This window comes from Rhodococcus sp. RCBS9 (assembly GCF_029457415.1).
Taxonomy (GTDB): Bacteria; Actinomycetota; Actinomycetes; order Mycobacteriales; family Mycobacteriaceae; genus Rhodococcus_F; species Rhodococcus_F qingshengii.
The window spans coordinates 2,803,119-2,818,167 of sequence record NZ_CP120422.1; the positions used below are offsets into that span (position 1 = coordinate 2,803,119).

Here is a 15,049-nt window from a genome sequence, read left to right on the forward strand (position 1 = left end):
GAGTTGATGGTTGAACAAGATGGTGCGCAGAGCAAAGACGTTGTGAGCGAGATGAGTGTCGCGCAGCTGCGTGAGTGGCTTCGCAATTGGATCGCCAACGCGACCGGTCAGCCGGCGGGTTCGATCACGGACGATCGCCCGATGGAAGAGTTCGGGCTCGCCTCGCGGGACGCAGTCGCTCTGAGCGGAGACATCGAGGATCTGCTCGGCGTCACGCTGACCGCCACGGTTGCCTATCAACACCCCACCATCGCTTCGCTGGCTACTCGGATCATCGAAGGTGAGCCCGAGGCGCCGGAGGAGACCGTCGACGCCTCGTACTACGTCTCAGGCGGCACGACGGACGCTCACGACATCGCCATCGTCGGACTGTCCACACGATTCCCCGGTGCCGGGCACACGCCTTCGGACATGTGGGAAATGCTGGCGGACGGACGCGACGGCATCAGCGACCTCCCCGAGGACCGCTGGGCCGAGTTCATGTCGGATCCCGCCATCAAGGCCGCGGTCGAGAACGCGAACACCAAGGGCGGGTACCTCGACGACGTCAAGGGTTTCGACGCCGAGTTCTTCGCGATGTCTCCGCTCGAGGTCGTCAACGTCGATCCGCAGCAGCGCCTCGCACTCGAACTCGCGTGGGAAGCACTCGAGCACGCTCGCATTCCGGCCAGTGGGCTCAAGGGCAAGCAGGTCGGTGTTTTCATCGGCAGTTCCGCCAACGACTACCAGCTGCTCGCGGTCAGTGATCCGACGACGGCGCATCCGTACGCGTTGACCGGAACGTCGACTGCCATCGTCGCGAACCGGGTCTCGTACTTCTTCGACTTCCGTGGACCGTCCATCGCTCTGGACACCGCGTGTTCGTCTTCGCTGGTTGCCGTTCACGAGGCTGTGCGCTCGCTGCGCAGCGGTGACTCCAACATCGCGCTGGCCGGTGGCGTCAACATGCTGCTGGCCCCTCCCGGAACCCTCGGTTTCGATCAGACCGGGATGCTCGCTCCCGACGGAAAACTGCGTGCCTTCTCCGCTCAGGCTCAGGGAATCGTTCGCAGTGAGGGCGGCGGACTCGTCGTGCTCAAACGCCTCGAAGACGCCGAGCGTGACGGAGATTCCATCCTCGCGGTGATCGCCGGATCCGCGGTCAACCAGGACGGCCGTTCCAACGGTCTGCTCGCACCCAATCCCGATGCCCAGGCCGACGTGTTGCGTTTCGCGTACCGCGACGCCGGAATCTTGCCGACCACCGTCGACTACATCGAGGCGCACGGAACGGGTACCGATCTCGGTGATCCCATCGAGGCCGACGCGCTCAGTCGTGTCGTCGGTCGTGGTCGTGACGAAGACAAGCCGGCTCTGCTCGGTAGCGCGAAGACCAACTTCGGGCACCTGGAAGCAGCTGCGGGCGCCGCCGGCCTGATCAAGGTCGTTTTGGCGATGCAGGAAAACAAGATTCCCGCGACGATCAACTACCTGGGCCCGAACCCGCACATCGACTTCGAGAAGTCGCACCTGCAGGTGACGCCCGAGGCCACCGACTGGCCGCGCTACACCGGCAAGGCTGTCGCCGGTGTCTCCGGTTTCGGTTTCGGTGGAACCAACGCGCACGTCGTGGTCAAGGAATACGTGCCCGCCGACGCAGTAGTCGATGAACCGGTTGTGGATGCCCCGGTGGTCGACGAACCGGCAGCAGAGAACGAGAGCACCGTTGTGCTGGCCGTTTCCGGTGCGCTGCCGTCGCGTCGTCGCCGCGCAGCCGCTGACCTGGCCGACTGGCTCGAAACCGAAGAGGGAAGCAAGACGCCCCTCGCCGACGTCGCCCGCACACTCGCGCGTCGCAACCACGGACGCTCGCGCGCCGCTGTTCTGGCGAAGACGCGCTCCGAGGCCATCAGCTCGCTGCGTGCCGTCGCCGCGGGCAAGCCTGCTCAAGGAGTCTTCTCCGCCGACTCGCCGTCGCCCAAGGGCGCGGTGTGGGTGTTCTCGGGCTTCGGCTCGCAGCACCGCAAGATGGCCAAGCAGCTCTACACGGAGAACTCGGCCTTCAAGGCGGCCGTCGACGAGGTCGACGCGCTGATCCAGGACGAGGCCGGTTACTCGATGGTCGAGATGTTCCTCGACGATTCGATCGAGTACAACGTCGAGACCGCCCAGGTGGGAATCTTCACCATCCAGGTCGGTCTGGCCGCGTTGCTGCGTCACCACGGCGCCGAGGCCGAAGCCGTGGTTCCGCACTCGATGGGTGAGGCCGCTGCTGCATACGTGTCCGGTGGTCTGAACCTGGAAGACGCTGTGCGCGTGATCTGTTCACGTTCACGGCTGATGGGTGAGGCCGAGGGCGCACTTGTCGGTGACGACATCCGTCTGATGGCTCTGCTCGAGTACAGCGCATCCGAGATCGAGGCGCTACTGCCCACGTACCCCAAGCTCGAGGTCTGTGTTTACGCAGCTCCGACGCACACGGTGATCGGTGGACCACAGCCGGACATCGAGGCGATCGTCGCGGCCGCCGAGGCCGACGGCAAGATGGCGCGTGTCCTGCAGACCAAGGGTGCCAGCCACACCTCACAGGTCGATCCGTTGCTCGGCGAGCTTGCCGCGGAGTTGGCCGGTATCGAGCCGACCACGTTGAAGCTCGGCGTCTACTCGTCCGTCGACAAGGACACTTTCTACCGTCCCGGTCACGAGCCGATCCATCAAGAGGCGTACTGGGTCAAGGGTCTTCGCCACAGCGTGTACTTCACCAATGCGGTACGCGGTGCAGTTGCCCACGGCCACACCACTTTTGTCGAGCTTGCACCCAACCCGGTGACGCTGATGTCGGTGGCGGCTACCGCTTTCGATTCGGGCCTGCACGATATGGAGCTCATCCAGACGCTCAAGCGTAAGGAAGACGAGTCCGCGGGTGTTCTTGCCGCTCTCGCACAGCTGTACGTGCACGGCCATGCCGTGAACCTCGAGTCTCTGCTTCCCGCAGGCGATTTCGCTTCGGTTCCGCGTACCGCATTCCTGCGTAAGCCGTATTGGCTCGACATTCGCGTCAGTGCCGGCGGTTCGGCTCGCGTACCCGGTTCGCACGTCGCTCTGCCCGACGGCCGCCACGTGTGGGAGGTCGACGCATCCGCCGTCACCGATCTGGCTGTGCTCGTGAGCGCTGCTGCCGGACAGGTGCTCTCGGATGTCGCTCTCACCGCCGCCGTTCCCCATGGTGAGCTGGCCGGCGCTGCGACCCTGACCACGACACTCAACCCGCATCCGGGTGGAGCGTCGGTGCAGGTGCACGCCCGTGAGGGTGCTACGTTCCGTTTGCTGTTCGACGCCGTCGTCACGTCCGGTGAGCCGCTGCCCGAGCTGGTCGTCAGCGCGCCGGTCAAGACCAGTGCGCCGATGGAATCCCTGGCCGAGGTCGTCGAAGACGCCGGAGACAAGTGGGATCCGAACGGTTCGCAGAGCCTCGACGACCGCCTCAAGATCGTGGTAGCCGAGTCGATGGGGTACTCGCCGGAGGATCTGCCGGCCGAGGTTCCGCTCATCGAACTGGGTCTCGACTCGCTCATGGCGATGCGTATCAAGAACCGCGTCGAGTACGAGTTCGACATTCCGCAGCTCCAGCTCCAGGCAGTCAAGGATGCGAGCCTCAACGAGGTCAACAAGTACCTGCGCTACGCGATCGACAATCGCGAAGAGGTTCAGGCGATGGCCGACAAGCAGGCCGCGGAGAAGTTGGCGGCCGACGCTGCTGACGAGGACGTTGCTCCCGCAGAGGTGGCAGTGGAACTACCTACCACTGCTCCGGTTGCTGCTGCGCCTTCCGATCCTTCTCGAGCCGGAACTGCCGACGACGCAGGCTCGGACGTTCCGCCGCGAGATGCGGCCGAGCGCTTGACGTTTGCGACGTGGGCGGTTGTCACCGGGAAGTCGGCCAAGGGCATCTTCAACGATCTGCCGATCGTCGGTGACGAGGTCGCCGAGAAGCTTGCTGCTCGGCTTTCCGAGCGTGCCGGCGGCGAGATCACTCTCGACGACGTTCTCGACTCCACCACCATCGAAGAGCTTGCGGACGTCGTTCGCCAGTACCTCGAGGACGACGGCAAGATCGACGGACTCGTACGTACTCTGCGTGCCCGTCCCGAAGGTTCCACTGCCGTACCGGTATTCGTCTTCCATGCTGCCGGTGGTTCGACGGTGACGTACGAGCCTCTGCTCAAGCGCCTGCCCGCCGGCACGCCGATGTACGGGTTCGAGCGGGTCGAGGGCTCGATCGAAACCCGCGCTGCTGCTTACGTTCCGCTGCTGCGTGAGATCCAGGGCGACGGGCCGTACGTGCTGTGTGGCTGGTCGTTCGGTGGCGTGATGTCGTATGCGGTCGCGAAGTTGCTGCGCGAGCAGGGCGCCGACGTGCGTGTGGTCGGGCTGCTCGACACCGTCATGGCCGGCGAGGTCGTGCCGGACACCGAGGCGGAACGACGCAAGCGCTGGGAGCGCTACGGCAAGTTCGCCAAGCGCACCTACAACCTGGATGTGCCGCTGCCGCTTGACGTTCTGGCTTCCACCGAAGCCGACGAGGATCAGATCCAGATCTTGATGGACATGATCAAGATGAGCGGCGCCAAGATTCCCGGCGGCATCATCGAGCATCAGCGGACGTCGTGGTTGGACAATCGCGCCATCCAGACGGCCGAGTTCAGCAGTTACGACGGCGACGTCGTGCTCTACATGGCTGACAAGTACCACGACGAGCTGATGACGCTCGAGCCTGCATTCAAGACCCGCAAGGCAGATGGTGGCTGGGGTGACTACGTGAAGAACCTCGAGGTCGTCTACATCGGCGGGGACCACCTGCAGATCGTCGACGAGCCGTACATCGCGAAGGTTGCGGCAGACCTCACCACCAAGCTGGCCCAGATCGAGACAGCTCAGACCAAAGCAGCGGAAACCGGAGTTCAGAAGTGACGACAACCACCGCGGAGAAGCTCGCTGAACTCCGCGAAAAGTTGGAGAAGGCAAAGGAACCCGGCTCGGCTCGGGCCATTGCCAAGCGCGATGCAGCAGGGCACAGCACGCCGCGCCAGCGCATCGACATGTTGCTCGACCCCGGTAGCTTCATCGAGATCGGTGCCCTGGTGAAGATGGCGGGCGAGGGCAACCCGTACAGCGACGGCGTCATGACCGGTCACGGGACCGTCGACGGGCGTCCGGTAGCCGTGTTCGCGCACGATCAGACGGTGTTCGGCGGTGCCGCCGGAGAGATGTTCGGCCGTAAGGTCGCAGCTGTCAACGATTTTGCGCTGAAGGTGGGCTGCCCGGTCGTCGGTATCAACGATTCCGGTGGAGCTCGCATCCAGGACGCCGTTTCCTCGTTGGCCTGGTACGCCAACATGGGTTCACGTCAGGAGCCGTTGTCCGGCCTGTGCCCGCAGATCTCGGTCATCCTCGGTAAATGCGCCGGCGGTGCCGTGTACGCCCCGATCAACACGGACGTCGTGGTCGCGACCGAAGAGTCGTACATGTTCGTCACCGGACCCGACGTCATCAAGTCGGTCACCGGCGAAGAGGTCAGCCTCGAGGACTTGGGTGGAGCCCGCAAGCAGGCGGAGTACGGAAACATCCATCACGTCGCTCCCGACGAGAAGGCTGCCTTCGACTGGGTGCGTGAGTACCTGAGCTTCATGCCGTCGTCGTGCCAGGAGAAGGCGCCGCTGATCAACCCGGGCCTCGAACCCGAGATCACCGAGTCGGATCTCGAACTCAATGCGTTCATGCCGGATGCCGACAACGCCGGCTACGACATGCACGACATCATTCTGCGGATCTTCGACGACGGCACTTTCCACGAAATCGGAGCCCAGGTCGCGCACAACGTGATCACCGGATTCTCCCGCGTCGACGGCCTGCCCGTCGGTGTCGTGGCCAACCAGCCCACGTACCTCAGTGGCGCCCTCGACGCGGACAGCTCCGACAAGGCCGCCCACTTCGTGCGTCTGTGCGACGCTTTCAACATCCCGCTCGTCTTCGTCGTCGACACACCGGGCTTCCTTCCCGGCGTCGATCAGGAAAAGGTCGGCGTCATCAAGCGCGGCGGGCGTTTCCTGTTCTCGTACATCGAAGCCACTGTGCCGAAGGTGACTGTGGTGGTTCGTAAGGCGTACGGCGGCGGTTATGCCGTCATGGGCTGCAAGCAGCTCGGTGCCGACATCAACCTCGCGTGGCCGACCGCTCGTATCGCCGTGATGGGCGCCGAGGGTGCCGTCAACATCATGGGGCGGCGTCAGCTCGCCGAGGCCGGTGAGAATGCACCCGCGGTGCGTGCTCAGCTGATCAACTTCTACAACGAGTTCGTCGCGACGCCGTACATCGCGGCCGAGCGCGGATACATCGACGCGGTGATCGAGCCTTCGCAGACGCGTCTCGAGATCCGTAAGGCTCTGAAGTTGCTCGCGGACAAGACGATCTTCAAGAACCCGCGCAAGCACAACTTGATGCCGCTCTAGTTCTTTTTGTCACCGAGGGCGTCGAACTGGCGGCGTAGCGCTTCTATCGCCGCCAGGACGGCCGGCCTTTCGCTGTCTGTCCGCCAGGCGAGGTAGATGTCTCGGCCGAGCGGCGGAACCGTGTCGAGCATTCGAACACCTTCCGGCGGTACAACTCTCGCCAGACGTGGAATCAATGCGACGGCGAGGCCCTGAGCGACGAATTCGACCTGGGTGGGAAACTCGGCGACCTCGTACTCGATTCGTGGGTCGAACCCCTGCGCGCGCAGGGTCCGGACGGTGAAGGTGTGAAAGTCCGTTCCCCGGGTCCACGTCGCCCAGGCATGCTCGGACAGCTCGCTGAGCGCGACGACCTTGTTCTCCGCCAGCGGATGTGACGTCGGGAGAGCGAGCAGCGCCACGTCGTCGTACACGGGCGTGAAGGAGAGTCCGTCGGGAAGTTCGACGGGCAGAGTGCTCCAACTGTCGACCACCACGACGTCGAGGTCGCGGCGAATCAGTGCGGGGAGCAGTTCTTCGGATTCGCCTTCGTTGAAGGTGATTTCGAGCTGGGGGTGCGCATGCCTGATTTCGGCGATGGCTCGCGGCAGCACCGTCCTGCTGGGGGAGACCAGGGCGCCGATACGTACGCGGCCCGTCACCTCGCTCTGCAGCGACGCGATTTCCGCCTCGGCCTGGGCGAGCGTCGAGAGAACCTCTGCGGTTCGGCGCGCGAGGATTCGGCCCGCTTCTGTGAGTCGCACACCGCGGCCCTGCGGTTCGAGGAGCGGAACACCGACCTCTCGCTCGAGCTTGTTCAACTGCTGCGAAATCCCGGAGGGTGTGACATGCAAGGTGCGGGCGGCAGCCGCCACTGATCCGTTCTCGGCGACGGCGTGCAGGGCGCGAAGTCTTTCGAGATTCAACACAGTAGTAATGCTACCGAATATACGGTCTGAACATTTGCTTGTGCTGAATAGTTAGCGGCAGGAACATTGTCGAGTGACCACACTGACCTCCGCGACCGCGCAGACATCGACACCCACCCGAACTCCTCGGGGGCGCATCGACCCTCGACTGCTGGTCGTCGGAGGCGCAGCTGCGATCTCGATCAGTTCGCTCCTCATCAAGCTGGCCGATGTGGGGCCCTCGACCGCCGTCTTCTTCCGTTGCTTCCTGGCCTTGCCGCCGCTGTTGTGGTTGGCGTGGCGGGAGTACCGCCGGGTGGGCAAGCCGAGCCGGCGGGCAGTCGTTCTGCAGGTGCTCGGCGGTCTGCTGCTCGGGCTGGATTTCGCGTTGTGGTCACAGTCGATTCTGATGATCGGCGCGGGGATGGCGAGCGTCGTCGTGAACGTGCAGGTGGTCGTGGTGCCCGCACTGTCCTGGTTGGTGTTCGGCAATCGGGTGCCGATGCGGTTCGTCTTCGCCCTGCCGTTCATGTTCACGGGAATCGCCTTGGCGGGCGGCGTGTTCGGGGGTGCGGGAACCGGCGACGACTTGCTGTGGGGAACGGCGCTCTCGCTCGTCTCCGGAATCGCCTACGGCGGCTACATCTTCGTGGTCGGCCGGACGGGCGAGGCGGATCGGGCAGCGAGCCAGGTGTTGATCTCGACGACGTCCGCGGGCATCGCCGGGTCCGTCATCGGATCACTGTGGGGCCGGATCGATTTCGTCCCGGGCTGGGAAGCGTTCGGCTGGCTCGCGGCACTGGCACTGGTCGGCCAGGTGTTCGGCTGGATGCTGATGGGGAACTCGCTCCCTCGGCTTCCCGCCGAGGTGGGCGCGACGCTCCTGCTCATGCAACCGGTTCTCGCCGTGCTGCTGGCAGTTGTGCTGATCGGCGAACGGCCAGGCGTTGGGCAACTACTCGGGTGCGTCGTCGTTGTCGGAGCGGTCTCGGCCGTCTCCGTACGTCGCACCCGAGCAGTCACCCGAGTAGGTAGCGCAGGCTAATGCACCCGCATCTCGCCGGGCATCCACATGCCCGAGCGGGTTGCGGTGCCCGTCTCCACCTCTGCCGGAACCGCATTGGGGAAGTACCGGTCGTAGCGCTCGAGTGATCCCCAGTCCCGCGCCCAGTCGTCCTTCAGGTACGTCGGAACCGTCGTCGCACCGGCAAGAACCTCGGTGAATCCGAGCGGGCCACCGTTGTCCGCGGACTGCCAGGTGTCGGTGGAACTGACCGCAAGAGGACGGTCCGGGAGGATGCGGAAGTTCGGCATCTCGGCCACGCCGTTCTGATGTGTGAACGGACGTTGGCACGGGAACTGAAGGCCGACAGCCCAGTCCAGAAGCACCGGCTGCTCGTTGCCGATGTACGAGTTCAGGGACTCGAGCTTGGGCACGCGCGGCGGCGTGAATGCCATCCACTGATCGCCCGTGAGATTGGGATCGAACGCGACCACCCGAACGGCGTCCGCGTCCGGCGCGAGTTCGTCGATCGGGATACGGACGTTGCGCCACGACGGCGCGGGTCCGATGTCTCGCGGCATGTACGAACCCTGAACCTGCACGGTTCCGTCGGGCTGAGTCCTGCCGTACTCGACCAGCAGTGACTGGCCGTACGTGATCGCACCGGTGTTGTCGACGGACCACACACGCCCGGCGACGGACATGACCACCAGCGGTGATTCTTCACTGCGAGTGGGCAATCCGTACCAACTCGAGATGAGGGAAGCAGGTTCCTGCACGCCGGGCTGGTAGCTGCCCATGACCGGTGTCTTCGACGGATCGAGGCCGAAGGGGAGCTTGGCCGTGCTGCCGTTGACGCCGACGTTGCCGGTGCCGCCGCTGGTTCCGGCACCGGAACCGGTGGCGAAGGTGGGACCGACACTCTGGCTGTCGGTATTGCCCATGCCCTGCTTGACTTCGATGTAATCCGCAGTCAGATCGCTGGGAACCCCATTGGGGGAGAAGCCCTTCGAATCAACTCCCGACAACGGATCCTCGGCGTTGAATCCGGGAGCGGTCAGAGGCCGCAGATTCCCGGAATTGACGTCGGTCTCGACCAGAACGTCCTCGGCCATGCCGCAGGTCTTGCCCGCGAGTGCCTCGATGTTGCTTCGGCCCAGCGAGTACGCCGGGTACTGCGACACTGCACCCTTGAGTAGCGAGAGCACCTCGAACAGGACCATCAGACCGGCAATCACGGTGAGGGGAGCGGCCGCGAACTTGCGAATTCGTCTGCCCTTGGCCGTGTTCGGCTTCTCGGGCGGGGCGGCAAATCCCTCACGCAGGTACTGCCAGGCGGCAAAGGCCAAGGCGAGAGCAAAGAGTGCGAGGAACAGGGTGTTGGATTCACGGCCGTCGTAGGAGATGGTCTTGTCGAACCACGGCACGCCGTAACTCGAGACGTACCAGTAGCCGTTGATGCCGGCGAACGTCAACGCGAGCATCAGGAGCAGTCCGGCCACGAACACCGATCGGTTACGACGCGAGCGCAGGGCGGACGCGGACACGGCCACGGCGGTCAGCGCGGCGAGAGAACCGGCGATGCCCGCGTACGCACCGAAGTGGTGAGTCCACTTGGTGGGGTTGAACATCATCAGGAACATCGTGCCGAAGACGACGCCGACCAGGCGCCACGACGGACCGGTTGCCGCGCCGGGGACGCGACCGCGGCGCAACAACACGAAGAGCGTCGTGAAGAGGCACAGGATCATCGTCAAGAACGCGAAGCGTCGGGCAACCGAGCCGTCGACCGTCTGGACGAAGAGGTAGTAGTAGCGCAGGAAGTCCTGGTACCACTCGAGATTGGGGCCGATGATCGTTCGGACGCGCGTGGCTTCCATGACGCCGGCAAAGGTCTGGTCGGCGAAGATGACCACCAGCACGATGGTTCCGGCAGCGGCGATCGGAGCGAGAAGCGGCAGGGTGCCGACCAGTCGGTGACGCTTGACGACGATGCGCACCAACGGGCGCACACCGGCGAGAAGGGCTGCGATACACATCAATCCGGTGGGTGCGGCGGCAAGAGTGAAGGCGCCGATCAAGATTGCCGTGGCCGCGGGCAGCAGACGTCCGGTGGCGATGGCGCGCTCGATGGAGCACCAGGTGAGCAGTGCGCCGAGAGCCACGATGGGCTCGGGGCGAAGACCGTTGTTGTACGCCAGCCAGAAGGACAGGAACACCAGCCCGCCGGTCCAGAGGGCGACGTTGCTCCGGCGAACCGCCCGGCCGAGACGCGGGACGACCTCGCGGCTGATGACCATCCAGCAGAGGATTCCGGCGAGCAGAGCGGGCAGACGCATGAACGGGCTCGCGGTCGAGATCTTCGCCATCACGGCCAGCACTTCGTAATACCAACCGAACGGGGCCTCGGGAACGCCGAACCAACGGAAGTAGTTGGCCATGTATCCCGCGTCCGGTGAGACTCGAGCCATGGTGAGGAGGTAGCCGTCGTCGGCGGTGTTCGCGCCGATGAAGTGCCACACGACGAGCGTGCCGACCACCACTCCGTCGATACCGGAGAACTTCCACCAGCGCGCGGGCAGGAAGCGTCGGTGCTTGCGGCCGTCGGTGCCGTCGAGGCGAGCCAGGGCGACCAGCGCGACGATGGTCGAGAGGACTGCCACGATCATCGCGACCAGCTTCAAGACGCTGGGGCTCGAGGAGAAACGTGAGTCGATCGTCATCGAGAAGCCGAGGCCCTCGGGGGCAGCGCCGTCGGGCAGGTCGCTGAAGACGCCGACCACCTGCGGGCGGAAGTCACCGTCGAGCTGGCCACGAATCGGGTTGCCGTCGGGATAGGTCAGTCCGACGAACTCTGCCGTGGTTCGGTTGACGTCAGAGCTGAACGCGATGGCGCCACAGCGACTGGACTCGACGTCCTCGCGTGCCGCCGAAGCGACGACGACGTTGCGATCGAGCACGTCGACGCTGGTAGCGGACACGCGGACGAACATCGACGAGAGCGCGGCGCCGTCGCCCTGAGCAGGTGCCGTCGACAGCAGGATGCCGCCGCCCTCGGGCAGCGAGCTGACCGCGGTGCAGGGGATCGATGCGTTGACGTCGATGGGAACCTGCGCCATCAGCGGTGCCTCGACGTCGCCGATCACGCCGTTCTGCGGCCAGTTGACCGAAGCCGTCGTCTGCACGACGGGAAGCAGCGGAGTCGCCAGTGCGAGCACGAAGCCGAGCAAGCCGGCGATGATCGCGACCCATCGCGTGCGATGGAAACGCTCGCGGGCATCCTGACCAGCAGGAGGCGGCGAACTCGAAGTCTGGGATGAAGCTGTCACGGCGTCGGGCACGGCTACCGATGGTATGTCAGGGCTGAGCGTGGACCTACCGTGCCCAGGTGGTTGGTAGGTCCACGCGTAACAGTTACGACTGGTAACGAATCGGGCCCGGTGTCCAGGTGCCCGACCGGGTCTCGGTGGTGACGTTCATTTGCGCGGGAATCGCGTCCGGATCGAGCGGTGTGTACTGCTCGAGCGATCCCCAGTCACGATCCCAGTCGTTGTCCAGATAGGTCGGCAATGCCCTGGCCGAGAGCAGTTCGGTAGTCCAGCCGAGCGGTCCGCCGCCGTAGTGGTCCTGCCAGGCGTTGGTGGACTCCGCACCGATGCGGTCGGGCAGGATGCGCCACTCCGGGATCTCGGCGACGCCGTACAGGTGATCCACCGGACGTTGGCACGGGAAGGCCAGACCGACAGCCCAGTCCATCAGCACGGGATCGGTGGATCCGACGACGTCCTGCAGCGTGCGCATGGTCGGCACTCGTGGCGGTGTGACCGCCAGCCACTGGTCGGCGCTGATGTCGGTGTCACTGGCCACCAGACGCACGGTGTCGGCGTCTGCGGGCAGCTGATCCATCGGAACGCGCAGGTTGCGCCACGACGGCGACGGGCCGATGTCGATCGGATCGACACGTCCCAGTGCGTCGACGCTCCCGTCGGCCTGCTTCTTGCCGGACTCGACCTGCAGCACTGCGCCGGGGGTGACGATGCCGTCGGAGTTGACGTAGCGGATGCGTCCGGCGGCCGCGACGGTCAGGAGCGGTGCGGCGTCGTTGCGCTCGGGGAGTGAATACCAACCGGTGGTCAGTGACGCGTTCTGAGGTGCTCCGTAACTACCGAGCACCGGGGTTTTTGCGGGGTCGAGCCCGAACGGGAGCGCGACGTTGCTGCCGTTGACGCCGGCCGTCGACTGCGAGCCACCGGCGGTGCCGGATCCGGTTCCCGGCGTGGTGGTGCCGGACTGCGAGGTCGAGGTGTCGAGGCTGTTTGCACTGCCTGCCGTCGGGTCTTCTGCGTCGGCCGTGAGGTCGCCTGCAACCCCGTCCGGCGAGAACCCGGTTGATTCGCTCGCACCGAAGGCACCTGCGCCGGCGAGATCGGTGGGCCGATCCGTCAATTGCAGAACGCCGGCGTTCGGATCGGACTCGACGAGTACCTCACCCGCGAGACCGCAGCTTCCGCCGAAGACGGATTCGATGTTGGACTTGCCGATCGAATACGCGGGGTACTGCGCGACCGCGCCCTTGAGCAGGGACAGCACCTCGAACAGCACGACCGCTCCGGCCGCGATGGTTAACGGTGACGGGGCGAGAAGGCGGAGTCGCCTGGTCTTCTTGACGCTGTCCTCCGTGCCGTTTCGCCGGCGCGGCTCCATGACGTGGTACCACGCGGCCAGCAGCAGCGCGAGAATCGTGAGGCCGAGGAAGGCCGTCGAGAATCCCTTGCCGGCGATTGACGGCGGCTTGTCCCACCACGGGACGCCGTAACTCGAGACGTACCACCAGCCGTTGGAGCTCGTGAACGCCACAGCGAGGATGAACAGGATGCCCGCGGCGAACAGCGCGCGGTTTCGTTTGGAACGCATGCTCGACGCACTCACACCGACGGCAGCGAGGACGGCCACCGTGGCGGCCAGACCGGCGTACACACCGAAGTGGTGAGTCCACTTGGTGGGGGTGAACTGCATCAGGAGCAGCGACGCGAACACGATGCCGAGGATTCGGCGCGAGGGCCCGATAGCGGTGCCGGGGATCCGGCCCTTGCGCAGGATCATCATGACGCAGAAGACGAGTCCGACGATCATGACGAACATGCCGAAGCGGCGTGCGAGTGAGCCGTCGGGGGAGATGGTCATCAGTGCGTCCCAACGCAACCGTTCCTCGAACCACGGAACGTTCGGCCCGACGGCCGTTCGCACTCTGGTCGATTCGAGAACTGTCGCGAGGGTTTGATCTGCGAAGACCGCGACGAGCACCACGGTTCCGGCGGCGAGAATCGGCATGATCTGGGACAGGAAGCCGACGCGTTTGCCGCGGGCGATCAGGATCTGCAGGATCGGCCTGGCTCCGGCGATCAGCGCGCCGATGGCGATCAGCCCGGAAGGCCCGGCGGCCAGCGAGAATGCGGCGATCAGCACGGCCATCGCGGCGGGCAACAGACGTCCGGTGGCGATGGCGCGTTCGATGGAGCACCACGTGAGCAGGGCGCCGAGGGCGATGATGGGCTCGGGACGCAGGCCGTTGTTGTACGGCAACCAGAAGGCGAGGAACACGAGCCCGCCGGTCCAGATGGCAACCTTGTTGCGGCGCACCGCAACACCGAGTCGCGGTATCACCTCGCGGCTGATCACCATCCAGCACAGAATGCCGGCGATCAGCGCGGGCAGGCGCATCCACATGCTCGCGGTGCTGACCTTCGCGAACAGCGCCAGCACGTCGTAGTACCAACCGAACGGCGCTTCGGGGACGCCGAACCAGCGGAAGTAGTTGGCCATGTACCCGGAGTGCTCCGAGACTCGGGCCATGCCGAGCAGGTAACCGTCGTCGGAAGTGTTGGCGCCGAACACATGCCACAGCGCCAGCGTGCCGATAACCAGGGCGTCGATGCCGGTGAACTTCCACCATCGCGCCGGCAGGAACCGCCGTGCACGACGGCCGTCGACGCCGTCGATCCGGTGCAGTGCGTACAGCGAGACGATGGTCGAGAGTGCCGCGACGATCATCGCGAACAGTTTGAGAAGTGTGGGGCTGGACGAGAACCGGGAGTCGACGTCCATGTGGGCGGACAGTCCGGCGGGCGCTGCGCCCTGCAAGTCGGTGAAGATGCCGACAACCTGTGGGCGGTAGTCACCGGTCAGGGTGGTGCCGACGCCGTCGATACCGGTGACCGCCGCGACGGTCTGCTCGGAGTTGGTCGTGATGGTGATCGCCGTGCACCCGCTCAGTTGATCGAGCGGGGTCGAGATCAATACCGAATCGCGGATGAGTGCTTCGAGGCGGTCGGCAGTGGTGCGGACGGTGAGGCCGCGGGCGTTTCGGTCCGGCGCCCCGTTCGGCATGGTCGAGAGCAGTGTGCCGCCGCTGCCGCCCAACTGGCCGAGGGTGGAACACGGGATGGTGATGTCGAGCGATGTGGGCGAGTAGGAGATCAGCGGCGACGAAACGCTGTTGACGGTCCCACCCTGCGGCCAGTCGATGCTCGCGGCTTCCTGCTTGACGGGCAGGAAGGGCGTAGCGAGTGCAAGAAGCAGGCCAAGAAGGCCGGTGACTATCGCGATGAGTCGTGCCGTCCGGACTCTCTGGGAATCCGATTCTCGGGGAGCTTCGGGGCCAGTGGGCACGG

Annotated in this window: 6 protein-coding genes; 3 read left to right on the plus strand and 3 right to left on the minus strand. The window is 65.1% G+C overall.

Annotation, left to right across the window (positions count from 1 at the left end; translation table 11 throughout):
* Positions 1-6: 6 nt before the first annotated feature.
* Together pks13 and P0M12_RS13250 are read left to right on the plus strand one after the other, a co-directional pair.
* Positions 7-4,950: a polyketide synthase Pks13 gene (pks13, locus tag P0M12_RS13245; RefSeq protein ID WP_277377844.1), complete on the plus strand. Its 4,944-nt coding sequence runs from the start codon at positions 7-9 to the stop codon at positions 4,948-4,950.
* Complete coding sequence (locus P0M12_RS13250) at positions 4,947-6,488, plus strand: acyl-CoA carboxylase subunit beta (RefSeq protein ID WP_003943957.1); 1,542 nt, start codon at positions 4,947-4,949, stop codon at positions 6,486-6,488. Before pks13 ends, P0M12_RS13250 begins: the two co-directional genes overlap by 4 nt.
* Here the strand turns inward: P0M12_RS13250 and P0M12_RS13255 are convergent.
* Positions 6,485-7,396, minus strand: a complete 912-nt coding sequence (locus tag P0M12_RS13255) for a LysR family transcriptional regulator (protein WP_065351773.1) — start codon at positions 7,394-7,396, stop codon at positions 6,485-6,487. The two genes, P0M12_RS13250 and P0M12_RS13255, sit on opposite strands and share 4 nt — an antisense overlap.
* Positions 7,397-7,469: 73 nt before the next feature.
* Here P0M12_RS13255 and P0M12_RS13260 point away from each other — a divergent pair, with 73 nt between their 5' ends.
* The gene (locus P0M12_RS13260) at positions 7,470-8,420 is read left to right on the plus strand and encodes a DMT family transporter (RefSeq protein ID WP_277377845.1); all 951 of its coding nucleotides are present in this window, start codon (positions 7,470-7,472) and stop codon (positions 8,418-8,420) included.
* On the opposite strand, the gene P0M12_RS13265 is transcribed toward P0M12_RS13260, so the two are convergent.
* Entirely contained in the window at positions 8,417-11,719 is a 3,303-nt protein-coding gene (locus tag P0M12_RS13265; RefSeq protein ID WP_277377846.1) for an arabinosyltransferase domain-containing protein, read from the minus strand. The genes P0M12_RS13260 and P0M12_RS13265 overlap by 4 nt on opposite strands.
* 73 nt (positions 11,720-11,792) lie before the next feature.
* Positions 11,793-15,047 carry an arabinosyltransferase domain-containing protein gene (locus tag P0M12_RS13270; protein ID WP_277377918.1) on the minus strand — a complete coding sequence of 1,085 codons (3,255 nt, stop codon included), beginning with the start codon at positions 15,045-15,047 and terminating at the stop codon, positions 11,793-11,795.
* Positions 15,048-15,049: the final 2 nt, after the last annotated feature.

Excerpts from the sequence above, each read along its gene's own strand:
- pks13 (WP_277377844.1), top strand. The coding sequence starts at position 7 with ATGGTTGAACAAGATGGTGCGCAGAGCAAAGACGTTGTGAGCGAGATG.